General features: G+C 71.4%; 21 protein-coding genes. 4 read left to right on the plus strand and 17 right to left on the minus strand.

Annotated elements, in window-relative coordinates; genetic code table 11:
• Window positions 1–9: 9 nt before the first annotated feature.
• The 5 genes from rpsG to MJ604_RS13160 all read right to left on the minus strand — a co-directional run bounded on the left by rpsG (window position 10) and on the right by MJ604_RS13160 (window position 4,305).
• Window positions 10–480, minus strand: a complete 471-nt coding sequence (gene rpsG / locus MJ604_RS13140) for a 30S ribosomal protein S7 (protein ID WP_243058911.1) — start codon at window positions 478–480, stop codon at window positions 10–12.
• Window position 481: 1 nt separating this feature from the next.
• Complete coding sequence (gene rpsL, locus MJ604_RS13145) at window positions 482–856, minus strand: 30S ribosomal protein S12 (RefSeq protein WP_243058912.1); 375 nt, start codon at window positions 854–856, stop codon at window positions 482–484.
• A gap of 163 nt (window positions 857–1,019) precedes the next feature.
• Window positions 1,020–2,321 (minus strand): MFS transporter, encoded by a 1,302-nt coding sequence (locus tag MJ604_RS13150; protein WP_243058913.1) that lies wholly within the window; start codon window positions 2,319–2,321, stop codon window positions 1,020–1,022.
• A gap of 12 nt (window positions 2,322–2,333) precedes the next feature.
• Window positions 2,334–2,768 (minus strand): MarR family winged helix-turn-helix transcriptional regulator, encoded by a 435-nt coding sequence (locus MJ604_RS13155; protein ID WP_243058914.1) that lies wholly within the window; start codon window positions 2,766–2,768, stop codon window positions 2,334–2,336.
• Between the two features lie 97 nt (window positions 2,769–2,865).
• A complete protein-coding gene (locus MJ604_RS13160; protein ID WP_243058915.1) occupies window positions 2,866–4,305 on the minus strand; it encodes an NCS2 family permease in 1,440 nt (479 codons plus the stop codon).
• Between the two features lie 48 nt (window positions 4,306–4,353).
• Between MJ604_RS13160 and MJ604_RS13165 the strand changes: the two genes are divergently transcribed.
• On the plus strand, window positions 4,354–4,647 hold the full coding sequence (locus MJ604_RS13165) for a DUF2530 domain-containing protein (RefSeq protein ID WP_243058916.1): 294 nt from the start codon (window positions 4,354–4,356) through the stop codon (window positions 4,645–4,647).
• Window positions 4,648–4,751: 104 nt separating this feature from the next.
• Here MJ604_RS13165 and MJ604_RS13170 read toward each other — a convergent pair whose 3' ends face one another.
• Window positions 4,752–5,546, minus strand: a complete 795-nt coding sequence (locus tag MJ604_RS13170; RefSeq protein ID WP_279235918.1) for a DUF3027 domain-containing protein — start codon at window positions 5,544–5,546, stop codon at window positions 4,752–4,754.
• Between the two features lie 41 nt (window positions 5,547–5,587).
• Here MJ604_RS13170 and MJ604_RS13175 point away from each other — a divergent pair, with 41 nt between their 5' ends.
• Window positions 5,588–6,928 carry an MFS transporter gene (locus MJ604_RS13175; RefSeq protein ID WP_243058918.1) on the plus strand — a complete coding sequence of 447 codons (1,341 nt, stop codon included), beginning with the start codon at window positions 5,588–5,590 and terminating at the stop codon, window positions 6,926–6,928.
• Between the two features lie 169 nt (window positions 6,929–7,097).
• On the opposite strand, the gene MJ604_RS23895 is transcribed toward MJ604_RS13175, so the two are convergent.
• The 11 genes from MJ604_RS23895 to MJ604_RS13235 all read right to left on the minus strand — a co-directional run bounded on the left by MJ604_RS23895 (window position 7,098) and on the right by MJ604_RS13235 (window position 19,005).
• Complete coding sequence (locus MJ604_RS23895) at window positions 7,098–7,490, minus strand: cold-shock protein (protein WP_308194137.1); 393 nt, start codon at window positions 7,488–7,490, stop codon at window positions 7,098–7,100.
• A gap of 56 nt (window positions 7,491–7,546) precedes the next feature.
• Window positions 7,547–8,956, minus strand: coding sequence for an ATP-dependent sacrificial sulfur transferase LarE (gene larE, locus MJ604_RS13185; protein WP_243058919.1), 1,410 nt, complete (start codon window positions 8,954–8,956; stop codon window positions 7,547–7,549).
• Between the two features lie 4 nt (window positions 8,957–8,960).
• Window positions 8,961–10,250: a hypothetical protein gene (locus MJ604_RS13190; RefSeq protein ID WP_243058920.1), complete on the minus strand. Its 1,290-nt coding sequence runs from the start codon at window positions 10,248–10,250 to the stop codon at window positions 8,961–8,963.
• A gap of 52 nt (window positions 10,251–10,302) precedes the next feature.
• Complete coding sequence (locus tag MJ604_RS13195) at window positions 10,303–10,797, minus strand: SigE family RNA polymerase sigma factor (RefSeq protein WP_243058921.1); 495 nt, start codon at window positions 10,795–10,797, stop codon at window positions 10,303–10,305.
• A gap of 164 nt (window positions 10,798–10,961) precedes the next feature.
• A complete protein-coding gene (locus MJ604_RS13200) occupies window positions 10,962–12,560 on the minus strand; it encodes an AMP-binding protein (protein ID WP_243058922.1) in 1,599 nt (532 codons plus the stop codon).
• Window positions 12,561–12,661: 101 nt separating this feature from the next.
• Window positions 12,662–13,219 (minus strand): dihydrofolate reductase family protein, encoded by a 558-nt coding sequence (locus MJ604_RS13205; RefSeq protein ID WP_243058923.1) that lies wholly within the window; start codon window positions 13,217–13,219, stop codon window positions 12,662–12,664.
• Between the two features lie 66 nt (window positions 13,220–13,285).
• Window positions 13,286–13,696 carry an SRPBCC family protein gene (locus MJ604_RS13210; protein WP_243058924.1) on the minus strand — a complete coding sequence of 137 codons (411 nt, stop codon included), beginning with the start codon at window positions 13,694–13,696 and terminating at the stop codon, window positions 13,286–13,288.
• Between the two features lie 101 nt (window positions 13,697–13,797).
• Window positions 13,798–16,173, minus strand: a complete 2,376-nt coding sequence (locus tag MJ604_RS13215; RefSeq protein WP_243058925.1) for an immune inhibitor A domain-containing protein — start codon at window positions 16,171–16,173, stop codon at window positions 13,798–13,800.
• Between the two features lie 164 nt (window positions 16,174–16,337).
• Entirely contained in the window at window positions 16,338–17,285 is a 948-nt protein-coding gene (locus MJ604_RS24270; RefSeq protein ID WP_308194138.1) for an RDD family protein, read from the minus strand.
• Window positions 17,282–18,253: an FHA domain-containing protein gene (locus MJ604_RS13230; protein WP_243058926.1), complete on the minus strand. Its 972-nt coding sequence runs from the start codon at window positions 18,251–18,253 to the stop codon at window positions 17,282–17,284. Before MJ604_RS13230 ends, MJ604_RS24270 begins: the two co-directional genes overlap by 4 nt.
• The gene (locus MJ604_RS13235; RefSeq protein ID WP_243058927.1) at window positions 18,250–19,005 is read right to left on the minus strand and encodes a PP2C family serine/threonine-protein phosphatase; all 756 of its coding nucleotides are present in this window, start codon (window positions 19,003–19,005) and stop codon (window positions 18,250–18,252) included. The genes MJ604_RS13230 and MJ604_RS13235 overlap by 4 nt, the downstream gene beginning before the upstream one ends.
• Before the next feature lie 24 nt (window positions 19,006–19,029).
• Here MJ604_RS13235 and MJ604_RS13240 point away from each other — a divergent pair, with 24 nt between their 5' ends.
• Both MJ604_RS13240 and MJ604_RS13245 read left to right on the plus strand, forming a co-directional pair.
• The gene (locus MJ604_RS13240) at window positions 19,030–21,276 is read left to right on the plus strand and encodes a helicase C-terminal domain-containing protein (protein WP_243058928.1); all 2,247 of its coding nucleotides are present in this window, start codon (window positions 19,030–19,032) and stop codon (window positions 21,274–21,276) included.
• A gap of 16 nt (window positions 21,277–21,292) precedes the next feature.
• A complete protein-coding gene (locus tag MJ604_RS13245) occupies window positions 21,293–21,820 on the plus strand; it encodes a CGNR zinc finger domain-containing protein (protein ID WP_243058929.1) in 528 nt (175 codons plus the stop codon).
• Window positions 21,821–21,836: the final 16 nt, after the last annotated feature.

The raw sequence follows: 21,836 nt of genomic DNA on the forward strand, positions 1-21,836 counted from the left end.
CCCGCGCGATCACCAGCGGTAGTGGGCGAAGGCCTTGTTGGACTCGGCCATCTTGTGGGTGTCCTCGCGCTTCTTCACAGCGGCACCGAGGCCGTTGGAGGCGTCGAGGATCTCGTTCATCAGTCGCTCGGACATCGTCTTCTCGCGACGGTCCTGGGCGTAGCCGACCAGCCAGCGCAGCGCGAGCGTGGTGCCGCGCGTGCCCTTGACCTCGATCGGGACCTGGTAGGTCGCACCGCCGACGCGGCGCGACTTGACCTCGATGGCCGGCTTCACGTTGTCGAGCGCACGCTTCAGCGTGAGGACGGGGTCGGTGCCCGTCTTCTCGCGGCAGCCCTCGAGGGCGCTGTAGACGATGCGCTGAGCGACCTGCTTCTTGCCGTCCTGCAGCACCTTCGAGACGAGCTGGGAGACCAGCTGCGACCCGTAGACCGGGTCGATGTCGATAGGCCGCTTGGGAGCGGGACCCTTGCGCGGCATATCAGCTCTTCTCCTTCTTCGCGCCGTAACGGCTGCGGGCCTGCTTGCGGTTCTTGACGCCCTGGGCGTCCAGCGTGCCGCGAATGATCTTGTAGCGAACGCCGGGAAGGTCCTTCACACGGCCGCCGCGGACGAGCACGATCGAGTGCTCCTGGAGGTTGTGACCAACGCCCGGGATGTACGCCGTGACCTCGACGCCGCTCGACAGGCGCACGCGGGCGACCTTGCGGAGAGCGGAGTTCGGCTTCTTCGGGGTGGTGGTGTAGACGCGGGTGCAGACACCGCGTCGCTGGGGCGAACCCTTCAGGGCAGGCGTCTTGCTCTTCGACACCTTGTCCTGGCGGCCCTTGCGGACCAACTGATTAATGGTGGGCACCGGGTGGTTCCCCTTCGTTGTGGCTATCAGTACGCGCACTCTGCACGCACGGGAAATGCTGGCGGTCTGGGCGGTGCTAGGTCGACCTGAGCCGCTCCCCCCGAGGTCGGGCGTGTCGCCCGTCCTGACGAGGACTTGCGCGCCGGAGACGAGGACTGGATTCCTACGACTGGGTCCGGGCACGCGCAACGGCCTGGTTGTCCCAGACACGAGGAAAAAGGTTACCCGCGCCGGATACACCGGTCAAAACGCGCCGACGCCTCACGTACCAGCCCGCGGACACCGCCACGCCGACCATCGTGAGCAGGCCGCCGAGCACCAGCGTCCAGCGGGCGCCGAACGTCTCGCCGATCCACCCGATGACGGGCGCACCGATCGGCGTACCGCCCATGAAGATCATCATGTACAGCGCCATCACCCGCCCGCGCAGCGCGGCGTCGGTGGACACCTGCATGAGCGTGTTCGCCGCGGTGACCATGGTCAGGGAGGACAGCCCGATGAGCGGCATCCAGAGCGCGAACAGGGTGTACGTCGGCAACAGCCCGGCGACGACCTCGAGCGCGCCGAACACCATCGCCGCGCCGACCACGAGCCGGAGCGGGACCATCGGGCGGCGGGCCGCGAGCAGCGCACCGGTCAGCGAGCCGACTGCGAGGAAGGTGCCGAGCAGGCCGTACGCCGCGGCGCCGCGGTGGAACACGTCGGTGGCCATCAGCGCGGAGGTCATCTGGAAGTTCATGCCGAACGTGCCGGCGCAGAACACGATCGCGAGGATCAGCATCAGGTCCGGCCGGCCGCGGACGTAGCGGACGCCCTCGCGGATCATCCCCTTGCCGCGGGCCGCGGGCGTCGGCGTGCGCAGCAGGTCCGGGTTCATCCGGCGCAGCACGAGCACGGGCCCGATGTAGCTGACCGCGTTGAGGACGATGACGTACCCGGTCGCCTCGGCCCCTCCCCCGAACAGGCCGATCAGCAGACCGGCGATCGCCGGGCCGACGATCCGCGCCGCGTTGAACGACGCCGAGTTGAGGCCGACCGCGTTGGTCAGCTCGTCCTTGGTCACGATCTCGCTGACAAACGACTGGCGCGCCGGGCCGTCGAAGGCGGTGCCGATGCCGAACACGAACGCGAGGACGTAGACGTGCCACACCTCGGCCTGACCGGTGACGGCGAGCACGCCGAGCAGGAGCGCGGGCAGCGCCATCATCACCTGGGTGACCTGGAGCAGCGCCCGCTTCGGGAACCGGTCCGCGATCAGGCCGGCGTACGGAGAGAGCAGCAGGATCGGCAGGAACTGCAGACCCGTGGTGATGCCGACCGACGTACCTCCCTGCGAGCCCGGCACGTGCAGCACCAGCCAGTCCTGCGCGACCCGCTGCATCCAGGTGCCGGTGTTCGACACCAGGGCGCCGGCGGCGTACAGGCGGTAGTTCGGGTTGGACAGGGCGCGGAACGTGGGGCTCATAAAGCGGTGAGGTCAGTCCTTCTGAGCGAGCAGCTCGATGATCGGGGCGGCGGCGCGCAGGGTCGCGCGCTCTTCGGGGGTCAGGTCGACCAGGCGCCGGGCCAGCCAGGCGTCGCGCCGGTCGCGGTCGGCGGCCACGCGGGCCCGGCCGGTGTCGGTGAGCTCGACGACGACCTGGCGGCCGTCGGTCTCGTGGGGACGGCGTACGACGTCGCCGCTCTCCTGCAGGCAGTTCACGGTGCGGGTCATCGACGGCGGCTGGACCCGTTCCCACGTGGCGAGCTCGCCGATGGTCAGCGGCCCGTTGCGGAAGAGGCAGCCGAGCACCGCCATCTGGTTCAGGCTCAGCTCGTTGTCCGGGTGCCGCTCGTTGGCGAGGCGCCGGCGCAGGCGCATGACACTGAGGCGCAGCTCCGCTGCGAGCCCGGCGTCGGTCGTGGTCGGCATATCGTTAGCATAACTCATTACCTTTGCTAAGCATTCCGGGACAGAGCAGCGGCCCGTCCCCCGGCGAATGGGGGACGGGCCGCTGGTCAGGAGTGGCTCAGGTGAGCCAGCCGGTGATCGGGCCGATCGCGAAGTACACGACGAACGCCGCGGCGACGGCCCACATCAGCGGGTGGACCGCAGCGGCCTTGCCGCGCACGATCTTGATGAGCACGTAGGTGATGAAGCCGGCACCGATGCCGACGGTGATCGAGTAGGTGAACGGCATCAGCACGATCGTGAGGAACGCCGGGATCGCGATCTCGAGGTCGTCCCAGTCGATGCCCTTGACCTGCTGCATCATCAGGAAGCCGACCAGGACCAGCGCCGGGACGGCGGCCTGCATCGGGATCATCGTGACGAGCGGCGCCAGGAAGATCGCGAACAGGAACAGGATGCCGGTGACGACCGAGGCGAGGCCGGTGCGGGCGCCTTCACCGACGCCCGAGGCCGACTCGATGTAGGACGTGTTCGACGAGACACCGCCCGCACCACCGGCGGCGGCCGCGATCGAGTCGACGACCAGGATGCGGCGGGTGTTCGGCGGGGTGCCGTCCTCCTGGAGCAGGCCGGCCTCGGCACCGATCGCGGTCATCGTGCCCATGGTGTCGAAGAAGTCGGCGAGCAGCAGCGTGAAGATCAGCAGCAGCACGGTGACGACGCCGGCGTTCTCCCACGAGCCGAGCAGGCTGAACTCACCGACCGTGCCGAAGTCGGGGGTCTTGATGACGTCCGACGGCCACTCCGGCGCGATGAGGCCCCACGCCGTGGGCTCGAGGTCGGCGATCGCCTGGACCACGAAGGCGAGCGCCGTCGCGGCGGCGATGGAGATCAGGATCGCGCCCTTGATGTGACGCACCCAGAGGGCGATGACCAGCAGCAGGCCGACGCAGAAGACCACCACCGGCCAGCCGGTGAGCTCGCCACCCTGGCCGAGCTCGACCGGGACCGTGTTCGTCTCGCTGTCGGTCTTGGTGACGAAGCCGGAGTCGACGAAGCCGATCAGCGCGATGAAGAGACCGATACCGACCGAGATCGCGACCTTCAGCTCGGCGGGCACGGCGTGGAACACCGCCTCGCGGAAGCCGGTGAGCACGAGCAGCAGGATCACCAGACCCTCGATCACGACCAGGCCCATCGCGTCCGCCCAGGTCATCTGGCTCGCGACCGAGTACGCGACGAACGCGTTGAGACCGAGGCCGGTGGCCAGTGCCAGCGGGTAGTTGGCGAGGACGCCCATCAGGATCGTGACCACGCCGGCGACCAGCGCCGTACCCGCCGCGATCATCTCGAGGTTCGGCGCCGTGCCACCGCCGAGGAGGTTGCCGTCCTGGTCCGGCACGAAGCCGAGGATGAGGGGGTTCAGCACGATGATGTAGGCCATCGTGAAGAACGTGACGAAACCGCCGCGGACCTCGGTTCCCACCGTGGATCCACGCTCGGAGATCTTGAAGAAACGATCGAGGCCGCCCGCCGGGGGCGCTGTCTGAGTGCTCACGGCGCGAACTATCGCAGAGCCGCGACCCCGTCGACTAGCGTGACACCCGTGGAATTCCGTGACGAGCAACCCATGCAGCACGACATCGGCAAGCGGACGTTCTTCGTCGCCGACGTCGAGCCGCTGGACGTCGACGGAGTGCGGACCGTCGAGGTCGGTACGGCGCTGTGGCTGGTCGCGTTCATCGCCCTGCTGCCGTTCTACGGACGGCTCGAGGAGTCCGGCAACGAGTGGTGGCTGTGGACCTGCCTCGCGGGCGTCGGGCTGGGGCTCTTCGGCCTGGAGTACTGCCGCCGGCGGCGCAAGGCGCGCACCGAGCGAGCCTCGTCCTCGGTCGAGTAGCGAGCGCCAGCCTGCGTATCGAGGTCAGCTCGATCTCGATACGCCGATCACCCACTCGATCTGGCTGCTGCGTGCGGACCTTCGCACGCTCAGGTCCGGGCGGCTCAGAGCCGGTCGATCTCGTCCGGGGTGAGGGTGTCGAACACCGGCTCCGGCAGCGGCACCGGCTCGTGCCGCTTGGCCAGGCGCACCTCGGAGTGCGCGCCGCAGCCGTGGTCGAACGACACGACCCGGCCGTCGTCGTTGGCGTCGCCGTTGGCGCACACGCCGAACATCTCCGACATGGGGCCGGCGATCCGCACCAGGAAGCCGCAGGTGGTGCAGCTGTCGGGTGCCGACTTGGCGATCGGGGAGTCCGGGCCGCCGTCGCCGTCGTACCACCGCTGCGCGGCGAGCTCGCGGCCCTCGAGGGACAGCGTGCGCACCCGGCCGAGGCCGAGGTCCTTCGCGACCTGGCGGACCTGCGCCTTGTCGTCGGCGTCCAGCGGGTCGTCGCCGATGAGGTACGTCGGGGCCAGCCGCGGGTCGTCGTCGTCGACCGGGAGCAGGTCGCCCGGCGACAGGTCGCCCGGCTTGATCCGCTCGCGGTAGGGCACCCAGGCCGGGGCGACGATCGCCTCGTCACCCGGGATCAGCACGATCTCGTCGACGGTGACCGACTTCTGGCGCGAGGCACGCGTGACGGTGACCGACCAGCGCCAGCCGACGTACCCGGCGCGCTCGCAGGCGAAGAGGTGGGTGACGACGCGCTCGCCCTCGACGACGTGGCCCAGGTGGGCGCCGACGTCGGCGGCCGGGACGTCCTCGAGCAGCGCAGCGCGCGCCACGTCGACCGCCGCGACGGAGGCGGAGTCGGGCTTGGGGCGCGCGGTCGTGATCACGGCGTGATCATCCCTCATCAGGGCCGGAACTGTCAGGTCGGGTGCGGCAGGATGGGCCCATGGCCGCTCCGCACACCGACTCGACCGCCGAGCGAGGTGGCACGGTCTCGCGCGGATTCGGCGCCTTCCGGCGAGCCGGCGCGTTCACGATGCGCCAGGCGCGGCGCGCCTCGGAGGCGCAGGGGGCGGGCGAGTCGGGGCTGTCCCGGCTGATCCACATGCACTTCTTCAACACCGCCGGCGACGCCGCGGTGGCGATCTCGCTCGCGGGCACGCTCTTCTTCACCGTGCCGTCGGGCGAGGCGCGCGGGCAGGTCGCGCTGTTCCTCGGCCTGACGATGCTCCCGTTCGCGATCGTGGCACCGCTGATCGGCCCGTTCCTCGACCGGTTCGCCCACGGCCGGCGCTGGGCGATCGGCGCGACCATGGCGATCCGTGCCTTCCTCTGCTGGGTGCTCGCCGGCGCGGTCGTGACCGAGTCCGCCCTGATGTTCCCGGCGGCACTCGGCGTGCTGGTCGCGTCGAAGGCGTACGGCGTGACCCGTGCTGCCGCCGTACCCCGCCTGCTGCCGCAGGACTTCACGCTCGTGAAGGCGAACGGGCGGGTGTCCCTGTCCGGGATCGTCGGGGTCGCGGTGTCCGCGCCGATCGCCGGGCTCGCGACGCTCGCGGGGCCCGAGTGGGTGCTGCGGTACGCCTTCCTGCTGTTCGTCGCCGCGACGATCGCGGCGATCCGGCTGCCCGCGCGGGTCGACTCCAGCGAGGGCGAGGGCGACCTGCTGCTGCGCGGCGAGGACAAGGGCCGCACGGGCAGTGTCCGGATCCCGCCGGCCGTCGCCTACGCGCTGCGGGCGAACTGCGGGCCGCGGTGGATGTCGGGCTTCCTCATCATGTTCATGGCGTTCCAGCTGCGCGAGAACCCCATCGACGGCTGGAGCGTCGAGCTGCTCACCGCGCTCGTCGTCGGCGGCGCGGCGGCGGGCAACTTCCTCGGTGTCGTGCTGGCGTCGGGGCTCAAGCGGATCAAGCCGGCGATCACGGTCTCGTCGGTGCTGATCGCCGATGTCGCCGTCGTCGTGTTCGGCTTCCTCTTCTACGGCGTGCTCGCGCTCGCGCTCCTCGGCCTGGTGGCCGGGCTCGGGCAGGCGCTGGCGAAGTTCTCCCTCGACGCGACCATCCAGCGCGACGTGCCGCACCGGGTGCAGGCCAGCGCGTTCGCGCGCAGCGACACGACGCTCCAGCTCGCCTGGGTCATCGGCGGCTTCATCGGCATCGCGATGCCGCTCGACCCGCCGCGGCTCGGCCTCGGCGTCGCGGTCGCGGTGCTGGCCGCCTGGAGCGTGTTCGTGTTCACCCGCCGTCCGCAGCGTGCGCCACGGACCGTGCAGACGGGGAACTAGTGTCCTGATTCACAAGTCCGTATGCGCTTCGCGCACCCATGGCACGCACCTCGCTGCGTTGCCCGTCGCTCGGTGATGGGCCGACAGCGCCGTCGCTCCGGCGCCTTGCGATGCACCCACCCTGAGCACGCGCAACGCGGACGGACTTCCGACTCAGGACCCTAGGGCGTCAGAGCTCCAGCTCGTCGGCGAGCGCTCGGAGCAGCTTCGCCACCGGCTTCGCGGTCTTGGGGTCCGGGCGCCGGTCGTGCCGGTAGGCCTCGCCGATCCCGTCGAGCACGCGGATCAGGTCCTCGACGATCGGGGCCATCTCGTCGGGGCGCTTGCGCTTGGCGTCGCGCTGGTTGCGCGAGACCGACGCGGGCGCGTCGAGGACGCGGACCTGCAGCGCCTGGTCGCCGCGACGACCCTGGGCGATGCCGAACTCGACACGGGTGCCGGGCTTGAGCGCCGTACCACCGGGAAGCGCGTCGGCGTGCACGTAGACGTCGGGACCGCTCTCCTGAGAGAGGAAGCCGAAGCCCTTCTCAGCGTCGAACCACTTCACCTTGCCAGTCGGCACCGTCTGACCTCTTCTTGCGTCTGCTCACGTGGCCCGGCGCCACGGCGACCAGAAGCCTACAGAGCCTCGTTCATGGATCCGGAACGGAATCCGTGCGGATCGATCGCCGCGGCGTCGAAGCCCGCGTCGCGCACGGCGTCGACGAGGGCCCGCTCGGTCTCGGCGGGCAGTGGCAGCAGGGTCGCGTCGACCTCGACCGAGGCGCGGTCGCCCAGGTCGCGCACCCGCAGGTTCACCACGTCGCTCAGCAGCGTGCGGACGGCGACCTCGGCGCGCTCGACGCGGCCGAGGCGGTACGGCGTCACCTCGACGCCGTACGCGACCCGCGACGACAGGCACGCAGCCGCCGGCTTGTCCCAGGTCGGCAGGTCCCACCGGCGCGAGGCCTCGCGGATCTGGGCCTTGGTCAGGCCGGCGTCGCGCAACGGCGCGATGGCGCCACGCTCGGCAGCCGCCCGGATGCCGGGGCGGAAGCCGGCGACCGCGTCGTCGGCGTTGGTGCCGGTCGCGACGTGGGCGAGGCCGCGCTCGGCGGCGATGGGGCTGAGCACGTCGAGGAGCTCGGCCTTGCAGAAGTAGCAACGGTCGGCGCCGTTGGCGCGGTAGCCCTCACGCTCCATCTCGTGCGTCTCGGGCGTGAGCACCTCGACGCCCAAGGAGTCGGCGAACTCACGCGCCGGGTCGCGCTCGGCGACCGGGAGGGAGTGGGAGTAGCCGGTCGCGGCGCCGACGTTCTCCGCGCCGATCGCGCGCACCGCTGCGGCCAGCAGGAACGCGCTGTCCGCGCCGCCGCTGTAGGCGACCAGCACCGAGCCGCGCTGCCTCAGGTCCTCCTCGAGCGCGGCGAGCCGCAGCTGCAGCAGGTGCTCGTCGAGCCAGGCCGGGAACTCGTGGAGGGTGTCGAGGACGACGTGCGTGCCCGCCGCCTCGAGCTCCTCGCGGGAGCAACCGCCGGTGAGCACGGAGACGCTGATCGCGTCGGCCGCGAGCGCACCCTCGACGTCGTGGACGTGGTCGCCGACGTAGATCGTCGCGCCCTCCTGGCGCAGCACGTCGGCCTTGCCGACGCCCCACACCTGACCGGCGAGGTGGTCGACGTCGAAGGCGAGGTGGTCGAGGTGGAGCCGCGCGTTGGGCGCGAACTTCCCGGTGACGACGACGTTGCGGCCGCCGTGGCGGCGTACGGCTGCCAGCGCCTCGTGGGCGCCGTCGAACGCGGGCGTCCCCGCGATCGCGTGGTCGGGGTAGAGCGCGCGGAACCGGTCGATCGCCTCGGCGATCGCGTCCTCCGCGAGGTGCGGCTCAAGGAGCATGTCGAGCGGCGGGCCGAGCTTCGCGGTCATCTCCTCGACCGGGAACTCGACGCCGAGCTCGGCACCCAGCGCCGCCAGCACGTCGCGGAAGCCGGGCGCGGTGTCGATCAGCGTCATGTCGAGGTCGAACCCCACGACGAGCTGATCTGGCATGCGCTCAGCCTAGGCGGTGGGCCCGGCTGCGCCGATTCCTGCGCACGAGCAGCAGGACGACGCCGATCAGGGTCAGCCCGCCGATGGCGTAGGCAACGGCGTCGCGCAGGTGGAACGCGAGCCAGCCGTCGCCGAACCAGCGCTGTGCCAGCCCGACGTGACGCTCCCCGGCGAGCGCGTCCGACGCGGCCATCACGCAGTCGGCGTCGAGCCGCGAGTCGAAGTCCGTCACGACCTCGCCCGCCGCGGTGACGAGACTGCCCGTGCGCGTGACCACCGGCTGCGAGCCCTGCCAGGACGGGCTGCAGGACCCGCCGCCGTACGTCTCGCTGCGATCGAGCCGCGAGCCGTCACTCACCGACAGGACGAAGACTGCGCCAGTGCCGCTCGTCGCGCTGTCCACGACTGCCAACCGATCGCCGTCGGGCGAGACGGAGACGTCCCACTGGGAGAACCAGACAGCCACCCGTTTCGGGAGGTCGAGCGCGACCGTCCGTTCAACCTCGCCATCGGTGCCGACCAGCCGGAGCTCCGCCGGTTGGTCCCCGTCCTCGCTGGTGCGGTCCACCACGAACGCCACCGTCTCGTCGTCCACCCACCCCGCCGGGAAGCCCGGGGTCTCCAGTGGGGTCAGCGTTCCGTCGACGCCCAGGACGAGGGCCGTCGTCCGGTCATCGCGCGACCAGCCACTCGCTCGGACCAGCACCCGACTGCCGTCAGGGGACCAGAAGGACGGCGTCTGCGAGCCGGCCCACCACTCGCCCTGGTCCTCTCTGGTCATGGCACCGTCCGTGATCGTCTCGAACTGCGTTCCGTTCGCTTCGGTCAGATCGCGGATCATGAACATCGTCGGGTTCGCGAGGTATGCGATCTTCGTCCCGTCCGGCGACAGCGACGGCGGGTAGCTGTCGATCACGTCAGGTTGCGACACCTCCCACGACCGGCCCTGAGCGTCGGCCACCCACCAGCCGGAGACATCGTGACCGTTGCGTCGGTACACCATCGCCAGCGGCGCCGACGACATCGGAAGCTCCCGATCCACCGCCGGGCTCAGGACCCGGGCGGGATACCCCCCGACACCCTCGCCATCGGCCGGCTGCGGCTCGATGGCGCGCGGCAGCCAGGTGACCGCGCCGGCCACGAGCGCGACGACCGCAACCACCGCCGCGACGACGCCGAGCCGGCGGCGGGTCCGCCGCCGCGCACCGGCCGCCCAGGCAGTGCGCGCGTCAGGGACGACGTACGCCGGGATCTCGGTGAGCAGGTCGTCGAGCGGGTCACGCAGCTCGCTCATTTTTCGGGATCCCTGTTCGGAGCGGAACGAAGTGAGCATCCGAATGGGGTGTTCATCGGAGCACCTCCTCGGGCGCGATGCTGCGCAGTCGCGCCAGGGCGTCGCGGGTCTGGGACTTCACGGTGCTGACCGAGCAGCCGAGGACGGCCGCCGCCTGCACCTCGGTGAGGTCCTCGTAGAAGCGCAGCGACACGACCGCGCGCTGCTTCGGGGTGAGCTGGGCGAGGGCGTCGCGCAGCACCAGCCTGCGCTCGACGTCAGGGCCGCCGTGGCCGACCTCGGGGTGGCTGTCGGTGAGCAGCTCGGGCGGCCGGACGCTGCGTCGGCGCCAGCGGTCGATCGCGAGGTTGTGCATGACCTGGCGGGCGTAGGCGTCCGGGTTGCCACGTCGCGAGACCCGCTTCCAGTGCTGGGCGACGCGCGCGAGCGTCTCCTGCACGAGGTCCTCGGCCAGGTGCAGGTCGCCGGTGAGGAGGTACGCCGAGCGGGCGAGCGCGCCACCGCGGGCGTGCACCCACTGCTCGAAGTCCTCCACGTCCCTATTCACGCAGAGGTCGGTGGTCTCGGGTGGGTGGTCTCGAGGCTCGCGTCGCTCGCACCTCGACCACCGGGCCGGCTCGCTTCGCTCGCACCTCGACCACCGGGCGGGCTCGCGTCGCTCGCACCTCGACCACCGGGCCGGCTCGCGTCGCTCGCACCTCGACCACCGGGTCAGAGGCCGAGCGTCTTCGCGGACTCCTCGCGCATCTGGACCTTGCGAATCTTCCCCGTGACCGTCATCGGGAACTCCTCGACGACCAGCACGTAGCGCGGGATCTTGTAGTGCGCGAGCTTGCCGGTCGCGTACTCACGCACCGCGGCGGCGTCGAGCGGGGCGGCACCGGCGCGCAGCTTGACCCAGGCGCAGAGCTCCTCGCCGTACTTCTCGTCCGGGACGCCGATCACCTGGACGTCCTCGATGTCCGGGTGGGAGTACAGGAACTCCTCGATCTCGCGCGGGTAGATGTTCTCGCCGCCGCGGATGACCATGTCCTTGATGCGGCCGACGATGTTGCAGTAGCCGTCCTCGCGCATCTCGGCCAGGTCGCCGGTGTGCATCCAGCCGTCGGCGTCGATCGCCTCGGCGGTCTTCTCGTCGTCCTGCCAGTAGCCGAGCATCACCGAGTAGCCGCGCGTGCAGAACTCCCCCGGCTGGCCGCGCTCGACGGTCTCGCCGGTGACCGGGTCGACGACCTTGATCTCGACGTGCGGGTGGGCGCGGCCGATCGTGGCGGTACGGCGCTCGAGGTCGTCGTCGACGCGGGTCTGGCACGAGACGGGCGAGGTCTCGGTCATGCCGTAGGCGATGGACACCTCGGCCATGTGCATGTCGTTGACGCAGCGCTTCATGACCTCGATCGGGCAGATCGAGCCGGCCATGATCCCGGTCCGCAACGACGACAGGTCGTGGTCGCCGAACGACGGGTGGTTCTGCATCGCGATGAACATCGTGGGCACGCCGTACACCGCGGTGCAGCGCTCGGCGGCGATCGCCTGCAGGGTGATCTCCGGGTCGAACCCCGGACCCGGGATCACCATGGTCGCGCCGTGGGAGGTGCAGCCGAGGTTGCCCATCACCATGCCGAAGCAGTGGTAGAAGGGCACCGGGATGCAGAGCCGGTCCTCGGCGGTGAAGCCGATCAGCTCCGTCGTGAAGTAGCCGTTGTTGAGGATGTTGCGGTGGCTGAGGGTCGCGCCCTTGGGGAAGCCGGTCGTGCCGGAGGTGTACTGGATGTTGATCGGGTCGTCCGGCGACAGCGACCAGGTCAGCACGTCGGACAGCGCACCGTCCGACGCACGGAGGGAGTCCCACTCCGGCGAGCCGAGGTAGACGACCTGCTCGACCGGCGTCTCGGCCACGACCTCCTCGACCATCGCCGGGTAGTCGCTGGTCTTGAACGACGGCGCCGAGATCAGCACCCGCGTGCCGGACTGGTTGAGGACGTAGGCCAGCTCGTGGGTCCGGTACGCCGGGTTGATGTTGACGAGGATCGCGCCGAGCTTCGCGGTGGCGTACTGCACCAGCGTCCACTCCGCGCAGTTCGGCGCCCAGATCCCGACGCGGTCGCCCTTGCCGACGCCGGCGCGGACCAGCCCGACCGCCACCGCGTCGACGTCACGGTCCAGCTCGGCCCACGTCCAGCGGCGTCCGCTCGCGACCTCGACCAGCGCCTCGCGGTCGGGGTACGCCGCGACCGTCCGCTCGAAGTTCGCGCCGATGGTCTCCTCGAGGAGCGGCGGTGTCGTCTCACCCTGGGCGTAGGACTCCATGGCCAGAACGTACGCCGGTCGACGTTGGTCTGTCGTGGGGCGCGATTGCGCCGAACCCGCGGTCTTCGGAGCGGCATCCCTGCGGTTCGGGTGCAGTTGCGTCAGCGCTGCACGCGGAGCACCTGGTACTGCACGCCGTTGGAGTACGTCGTCGACTCGACCAGTGTCATCTTCACCTTGGCCTCGGCGTCGGTGGGGAACGGGCCGCGCCCGCTGCCGAGGACGACCGGGAAGACCATCAGCCGCATCTCGTCGACCAGACCGGCCTTCAGCAGGCCCTGCGTCAGCAGCATGCTGCCCTGCACGAAGATCGGGCCACCCTCGGTCTGCTTGAGAGCGGCCACGTCGTCCAGCGACGAGAGCACGGTGGTGTTGTTCCACTGCGGGTCGGTGACGGTGCTGGAGACGACGTACTTCGGCATCGCGTTCCAGCCGGCGAAGTAGTCCATGGTCGGCCAGACCTCGGAGAAGGCGTCGTACGACCGGCCGCCCATGAGGAAGGCACCCGCCTCCTCCTGCTCGCGGCCCTTCGGCTCGTACTGCGCCGGGTCGGGCTCGACGTCCATGGTCCAGCCGGTGTGGCGGTAGCCCTCCTCGCCGCCGGGCGCCTCGGCGACGCCGTCGAGGGAGACGAAGTGGGTGGTGATCAGGGAGCGCATGGTGGTTCCTCTCGTGGGGGCTTCTGCCTCCACCACGATCGAGGGACGACGACTACGACAGGTCGGTCAGGATTTCTTCTCGGCCAGCTCGACGAGCGCCTCCAGCGCCTTCGGGCTGTCGGCCGCGACCATCGGCCCGATGTCCTTGGCGCCCGGACCCGAGACGTGCGTGCGGACCGTGATCTCGGAACCGGTCGCGGTCGCCTTCACCTCGTGGTCGATGTGGATCACCAGCTCGCCCATGGTGATCCGGTCCAGGAAGCGGCCGCCCGGCTCGACGATCTCCAGCACGAACGGCGCCTCGATGCCACCGTTGAGAGTCATGGTGCCGGCGGCACCTTCGGCGAAGTGACCCTCGAGGGCCACCCCTTGCACGGACGGGTCCCAGCAGTGCCAGCTGCCGACATCGCTCCACAGGGCCCACACGTCGGCAGGGGAAGCGGTCGTGGTGACAGTGCCTTCGTACTCGAAGCTCATTCCAGCAACCTAGGTGCTCAGCTCGGCTGCGGGAAGGGTCTGCAACGGAACGGGCCCCGCCACCCAGAGGGTGACGGGGCCCGTCCGTGGATCGCCGTTCTTCAGCTGCGTCCGACCTTGACGGTCATGACGCCGGCCTTGTTGACCGAGACCACCTCGATGGTGGTGCCGGTCTTCGGCACGTCCACGCTGTACCAGCCGGGCTGGTAGTGCCCGACGTGCTCACCGCTGCCGTGCTCGTCGCCCGGGTACCACCAGTCGAGGGTGTCGTCGAACACCGACACCGCGGCCTGGCTGCGCATCCGGACCGGCGTGCCCCCGACGTGGATCGTCTGGGTCGACGTCCGCTGCGTCGAGAACGCCGCGTCGTAGGTGTTCGTCCGCGGCCGGAGGATCGTGCCGTCGGGCGCGTGGAACAGCTTGGAGTGCGCGTCGACGGGCAGGATCTCGCCCGAGCCGGGGTGGTCGCCCACGTTGTTGTCGGAGTACGACGTGTCCCAGTAGCTGATCAGCGCACCGGGGTCGAACTTGTAGAACTCCACGTGGTCCGGGCGGTCCGGAAGGTACCCGTAGTTGTAGAGGTGCTTCAGGAGCTTGTCGCGGCCGACGTACTGCCGGTTGTCGACGATGTAGGCGTTGAGGAACTGCTGCATCTCGCTGCCCGTGGTGGTGCGGAAGCCGTCGAACTCCCAGCCCTCGTCGTCGGTCTCGGCGGTGCCGATGCTGACGCCGCCGAGGGTGATCTCGTCGACCTGGAAGCCGGACAGCTGGAACGCCGGGTCCGTGCGGTAGCGCCACCGCAGCGCGTCGGTGCCGTCGGGCACGGTCGCGGTCAGGTCGACCCACTCGCCCTCGGTGGTCCCGCTGATGCCGGCACCGGAGTCGTTGAAGCCGCTCTGGTCCTCCTCCTCGTAGCTCTCGCTGGTCGGGACCGGCGTCCACGTCTCGCCACCGTCGCTGGAGGACTCGAGGAACGCGTAGTCGAAGCCGTCCTCCATCTCGTACCGGACCTTGGCGGTCAGGGCGCCACCGGTCTCGACGTCACGCGTCATGGTGTTGTCGAGGTCGTCGCCGCGGTCGCTGTAGAAGTACCGCTCACCGCAGGTGGCGCACGGAGCACCGAGCTCGAGCGGGACGTCCTTGTCCGGCAGCATCACGACGAGGCCGTTGGCCTGGCTGCCGCTGAGCGACTGGCCGGGCCGCAGCTTGAACGTGCCGCCGCGCTGCGGGCGGACGACGTCGTAGTCGAGCCAGCCGAGCTGGAGCTTGTCCCACGCGCCGAACGGCTGCGGGCGGTCGCCGATGCCGGGGTCGCCCGGCGCGGTGCCGCGCGACTGGCTCATCAGCGTCCAGAAGCCGGTGCTGTTCTCGGCGCCACCGGAGTTGCCGGAGGTGTCGTACTCGTCCGGCAGGCCGAGGTCGTGGCCGAACTCGTGCGCGAAGACGCTGAGGCCGCCGTTCTCGGGCTGGATCGTGTAGTCGTTCACCCAGATGCCGGTCGGGTTGTTCGGGATCTGGACGGCGCCGCCGTCGCTCGGACCACCCTCGCCGACGTTCACGCCGCCGATCGGGGCGCCGCCCACGGGACCGGTGCCGTACGGCTGGATCTGCGCGTTCCAGCGGTGGCTCCAGATGGCGTCCTCACCGAAGGTCGGGTCACCGTCGGCCTCGTCGCCACCGGCGTGCACGATCTGGAAGTGGTCGATGTACCCGTCGGGCTCGCGGAAGTTGCCGTCACCGTCGAAGTCGTAGCGGTCCTGGTGGTCGAACGTCTTCAGGTAGTCCTGGACCTGCGTCATCGTCCAGCCGGAGTTCAGCCGGTCCTGGGTCCACTGGGCGAGCGCGTCGCGGATGAGGAACCAGGTGTTGTTGCAGACGTTCGAGCCGCAGGTGTTGCGGCCGTAGCGCGCCTCGTTGAACGGCACCTTCACCCACGCGCTGACGTCGCCCGCGATGGAGTAGGCGCCGCTCGACTGCTCCTCGTAGAAGCTCTTCATCCGCGAGAAGTACATGTTCTTGAAGTACTTCTGGTTGAAGTCCTTGTTCCAGATCGTCGTGTTGTCCTCAGGCCGGTCCGGCTTGGGGATCGTGTTGTGCAGCGGGCCGTCGAAGGTCTCCGCCCCGGTCTCAGGGTCGTCGGGGAACGCCGAGTGGCGGGTGTTCCCGAACTCGGCGAGCACCACGAAGATGCGGTCCGTACCGGTCTGGGCGACGCGTCCGTAGACGCCTCTCCCCAGCTTCTCGGACGCCCCCTTGCCGCCGGTGCGCAGCCGCTGCTGGACCGCGGCGTCGCGGACGGCGTCGTACTTGGCGCGCCATGCGGTCGTCAGCGAGTCGCCCGTCGACGTCGGCGAGGCCGACGAGTCCGAGCCGTCCGCCGCCGGGACCGCACCGGCCTGGGGGGTGGTGAGCGACAGCGCCGTTGCTGCCGCGAGGAGTGAAGCGGTCGCCGTTGCGGCGACCCGAATCCTGCGCAACTTGCCTCCTGGTGTCGTGAGGGCTGGTTCGCCCCGAGACTCCTGCCCGCAGGCCCGACACCGGATCACAGCGCCGAGTCGCTGGTCAGGAGGGGAGCAGTTCACGGCCAAGGACCCACATTGCGGAAGAGCCACCCCGGTTCGTTACCGGACTGTTACCTGCGTCACACCTGGCGGTCGACGGTCATCTCCCGGTCGCCGAACCGGACCCGGTCCCCGTCGAGCAGGGTGGTGGGCCGTCCGGGCGCGAGCTCGCGCGCCGCGCCCTGCCGGATCAGGAACGATCCGTTGGTCGAGCCACGGTCGGTGACGACCAGCGTCCCGTCCGTCACGACCTGGAAGTGCGCGTGCGTCTTGGACAGCGACATGTCCTCGGAGCGGAGCGGCACCAGGTGGCGTACGCCGTCCTCCGGCTGGGCCTCCGGGCGCCGGCCGACCAGGGCCAGCCCCTCGACGACGAAGGACTCCCCGGTGTCGAAGGTGACCTGCCACCGGGGCTCCGGCGCGGCCGGCTCCGGCACCAGCGGGTAGCCCAGCTGCTGGCGCGGCGGTGGCGTCGGCGGTCCCGAGGGCGGCGGCGTGGGTGGTGGGGGCGGGAGCGGTGGCGCCGGGACCAGCCGCATCGCGGTCAGGTTGACGACCTGCTGCGGTCCCGCAGGGACCGGCTCCGGCTCGGCAGGGACGGGGCGTACGTCGACGACCTCGGAGCCGGAGACCTGGTCGTGCCAGCCGTGCCGCCGTCCGGACGGGTCCATCGTCGCGGTCCACGCCAGGGTGGCGACGCCGAGCCCGAACGTCGGGAGCGTGGCGACGCCGAGGATGAGCTGGCGCTGCAACGCCCGGCCGACACCGATCGGCGCACCGGTGCCCGCGCCCTGGACCCGCAGGCCCAGCAGGGCGTTGCCCGGCGAGCTGCCGGTCAGCCCGAGCACGACGGCGAACGCCGCGCCGACCACCAGCATCACGGCGAGGACCACGGCGACGGCCACCCCGGGCTGGTCGACGTACTGCCAGACGAGGAGGACGGCCACCGCGTCGATCGCCCACGCGACGCCACGGTCGACCGCGAACGCGTAGAAGCGCCGGTCGAGGTCGGCGGCGGGGGCGCTCACGGGTTCACGACCTGGATCGTCACCCCGTCGCCGAGGTCGAGCACGGCGCCCGGGAGCAGCTGCACGGCGACGCCGGCCTTGAGGTCCTCCGGCGGCAGGCCGGGCTGGACGAGCAGGGTGCCGTTGGTGGAGCCGAGGTCGGTCACGACCGCGGAGCCGTGGTCGGCGCCGGTGCCCGGCCGCACCTCGAGGTGGGTCGAGGAGATCTCCTGGTGCGGGCTGCTGACCGCGACCAGGTGAGGCGCGCCGGCGGTGTCGGCACGACGCGGCTCGGGGGCCCGGCCGACGAGCACGACCCGGTCGACGTCGACGGTCTCGCCCTCGGCGACCACCAACCGCGCCACGGGGCGCGAGGTCACCGGCGGCGCGGCAGGCTGTCCCTCGATGCCCGGCAGTGGAGCGCCGAGCGTGACCGGGTCGAGGACGCCGATCCGGGTGGCGTCCTCGTCGTCCTCCAGGTGGGGATCGGGCTCGAGCACGGGCGCTGGCTCGGGCTCTTCGGCGGGTGCGGGAACGACGACGGCGACCGTGCTCGGCGGCTGCTCGGCCGACGAGATGCGGACGAGGCCGCCGGCGACCACCAGGTCGTCCGGGGCCGGCGGCTCCTCCGAGACGTCGAACCGCATCCGGGTCACGCCGGTGAGCGTGCGCTCCACCCACGTCAGGTCGCCGGACCCGTCGAGGTGCACGACCTCGTCGGCGGTCGCGAAGTGGGCGCTGACCGATCCGCGCAGCAGCACCCGTGTGAGGTCTCCCTTGCGGCTGACCAGCACGAAGTCCGGTACGGCGCGCAGGCCCGACGCGAGCAGGACGTCGAGGATCTGCTCGTAGCCGGCCCCGCCGTCGACGAGCTCCCAGAGCACGGCGGCCTGGGACTTCTCGGACGGCGGCAGCACGACCGCGCTGTTCGCGCCGAAGACGCCGAGCCAGTCGCCGCTGCGGAAGGACCAGGAGAGGTCGTCGGTCATGGCACCCCCACCACGTCGATGACGACCGCGGTCGCGTTGTCCTCACCACCGGCCGCGACGGCCGCGGCGACGAGCCGGTCGGCCGCGACGCCGGGGTCGGCGGCGTCGGCGAGCACGGCCGCGACCTCCTGGTCGTCGAGCATGCCGGTGATGCCGTCGCTGCAGAGCAGCAGCCGGCCGGCGGTGTCGACCGGAAGCACGAAGAAGTCGGCCTCGACGCCGTCGGGGTCGCCGAGGGCACGGGTGATGACGTTGCGCTTGGGATGGGTCGCGACCTGGGCCGGGTCGAGCTGTCCGGCGTCCACGAGCTCCTGGACCAGGCTGTGGTCGACGCTCACCTGGGCGAGCTCGCCCCCGGCGAAGCGATAGATCCGCGAGTCGCCGAGGTTGGCGAGCAGCCACATCGGCCCGTCGTCGTCGGCGAGCATCGCGACGACCGCGGTCGTGCCGGCGTGCCGCCGGCGGTCGACGCCGCGGCGGCGCCGCTCCTCGGAGTACTCCCGGATCCGGTCGTGGCTGGCGCGGAGCGCCGTACGCACGGCCTCGACGGCGTTGCGCGGGTCGTAGCCGGCCTCGGCCAGACGCGCGAACTCCTCGACGACGATGGCGCTCGCGACGTCACCACCGTCGTGCCCACCCATCCCGTCGGCGACCACGAAGACCGGCGGCGCGGCGAGCAGGGCGTCCTCGTTGACCTCGCGGACCAGCCCGACGTCGGTGGCGGCACCGTGCAGAAGCTCGACCTGGTTCATCGGCGGCCCGATAGCGTTGGAGGGATGGCCACCACGGGATACCGCACGCTCGCCGACCAGCTGCGCAGCTGGTCGGACACGCGCCTGTCCCTGTTGCTCCACGAACGTCCCGATCTCGCCACTCCGGCCCCTCACGACTCAGGCCAGCTGGCGTCTCGTGCGGCCACCCGGTCCTCGTTGCTGCGTGCACTCGACCAGCTCACGCGGGCCGAGCTCTGTGTCCTTGATGCCCTCGTCGTCGTCGGCCAAACCACCGAGGCCGCGCTGTCCACCGTCGTGCACGCGCGGCCCGAGGCGGTGGCGAACGCCGTACGACGCCTGCTCGATCTCGCGCTCGCGTGGGAGACCCCGCAGGGCATCCGCGCGCTGACCGCGGTCGCCGAGCTCGTGACGATCAGCGGCCTGCACCCGGTGTCGCCCGAGTCCCCGACGCCCGAGGAGGTGCAGCAGCGGCTCGACGAGCTGTCCCCCGCGGCCCGGGCGCTGCTCGAGCACGTGCTGGAGGCGGGTGGCGAGGCGACCGCCGGGTCGTCGCGGCACACGGTGCTGCCCGAGGACGCCGAGACGCCCGCCGAGGAGCTGCTCGCCCGCCGGCTGCTGGTGCCGCGCAGCGGTGGCGTCGTCGTGATGCCGGGCGAGGTCGGGATCGCGTTGCGCGGTGGGCACACCACGACCGAGCCGGTCGACGTGGTGCCCGAGCTCGCGACCAGCGAGCGCAGCCGGGAGCTGGTGGACCGGGCCGCGTCGGGCGCGGCTTTCGAGGCGGTACGCCGCGTCGAGCTGCTGCTGGACGGCTGGGGACTGGCCCCGCCGAACGCGCTGCGCAGCGGCGGCCTCGGCGTGCGCGACCTCAAGGCGACCGCCACGTCGCTGCACGTCGACGAGCCGACCGCCGCGCTGCTGATCGAGGTCGCGTCGGCCGCCGGCCTGCTCGCGACGTCGGCCGACCCCGACGGCAACCCGGTGTGGATCCCGACCGACGCGTTCGACAGGTGGACCGAGCTGCCGGTGGCCGAGCGGTGGACCGCGCTGGTCCGGGCCTGGCTCGCCAGCCCGCGGATGGCCGGGCTGGTCGGGTCCCGCGACCCGCAGGGCAAGGTGTGGAACGCGCTCGCCCCCGAGCTCGCCGGCAGCTTCCAGGTCGAGAGCCGCCGGATGGCGCTGGACGCCCTCGCGGAGCTGCCGCCGGGCGAGGTGCTCGCGACCGGCACCGGAGTCCCGTCGTTGGTGCAGCGGGTCGTGTGGCTGCGCCCGCGCCGGCCGCGCACCCGCGCCGACCAGGTCGCGTGGGCGGTCGACGAGGCCTCGGTCCTCGGGCTGGTCGGCGCCGGCGGGATCGCGTCGTACGCCCGGGTCCTGCTGGCCGGCGACGAGCCGACGGCGTCGCTGGCGGCGCTGCTGCCCGAGCCCGTCGACCACGTGCTGCTGCAGGCCGACCTGACCGCGGTGGCGCCCGGCCCGCTGGAGTCGCAGCTGGCGCGCAAGCTGCAGCTGGTGGCCGACGTCGAGTCCCGCGGTGGTGCGACCGTCTACCGCTTCACGTCCACGTCCGTGCGCCGGGCGCTGGACACCGGGTGGTCGGCCGCGGAGGTGCACGAGTTCGTCGGGTCGGTGTCGCGCACGCCGGTGCCGCAGCCGCTGTCCTACCTCGTCGACGACACCGCGCGGACGTTCGGCAGCATCCGGGTCGGGCACGCCGAGGCGTTCTTGCGCGCCGACGACGAGACGGCGCTGACCGAGCTGCTGCACCACCCCAAGGCCGGGCCGCTGGGCCTGCGCCGGATCGCGCCGACCGTGCTGATCACCTCGACGCCGCTCGACGTGCTGCTCCCCCGGCTGCGCGACCTCGGCGCGGCGCCGGTCGTCGAGGCCGCGGACGGGACGGTGCACGTGGCCCGTCCGGACCAGCTGCGCGCCCGCACCCCGCGCGAGCACCGCGGCGGCGGCGCCGTACGTGCCGCGCGCGAGAGTGCCCAGGCCGCGCACGCCGTCACCGCGATCCGGGCCGGCGACCGCGCCGAGTCCGCCCGGCCCGCGATGCCGGCGGAGACGCTGACGCCGACCGGCTCGATGGCGGCGCTGCGCGAGGCGGTCGAGGCCGGGGACACCGTGCTGATCGGGTACGTCGACAACCAGGGCACCAGCTCCGAGCGGCTCGTCGACCCGATCCGCGTCGAGGGCGGGTCGCTGACCGCGCACGACCACCGCAGCGACGACGTCCGAACATTTGCCGTGCATCGCATCACGACCGTCCGCCCGGTCACCGCCTGAGCCGTAGGCTTCAAGCGTGGACTTCATCCGGTACGCCGAGGCATCGGCCGCACTGCTGAACGCCGACCTCGGGGAGGTCGACGGGCTGGTGGCGTACCTGCACGACCGACCGTGGCTGGTCGACCGTGCCGCCGACCGGGACTGCATGCTGCTGCGCAAGTTCCAGCGCGAGCTGCGCCCCGTCTTCGAGGCCGGCGAGGCCGACGACACCTCGGGCGTGGTCGGCCGGTTGAACGAGCTGATGGCGCGGCACCCGATCGCGCCGCGGATCTCCGACCACGACGAGCACGACCTGCACCTGCACGTCGCCACCGAGAACGCCAGCGTCGCCGACCTGCTGGTCGGCGAGTCGCTGCTCGGCCTGGCCACGCTGGTCTGCGACCTCGGCGCCGACCGGCTCGGCGTGTGCTCGGCGACGCCGTGCACGCAGGTGTTCGTCGACACGTCGCCGAACCGGTCGCGCCGCTACTGCTCCGAGCGCTGCTCCTCGCGCGCCAACGTCGCCGCCTTCCGCGCGCGGCAGAAGGCGGTCGCCACCGCATGAACGACCACCCCACGAC

It is taken from the genome of Nocardioides sp. SR21, assembly GCF_022761125.1.
Classification (GTDB): domain Bacteria; phylum Actinomycetota; class Actinomycetes; order Propionibacteriales; family Nocardioidaceae; genus Nocardioides.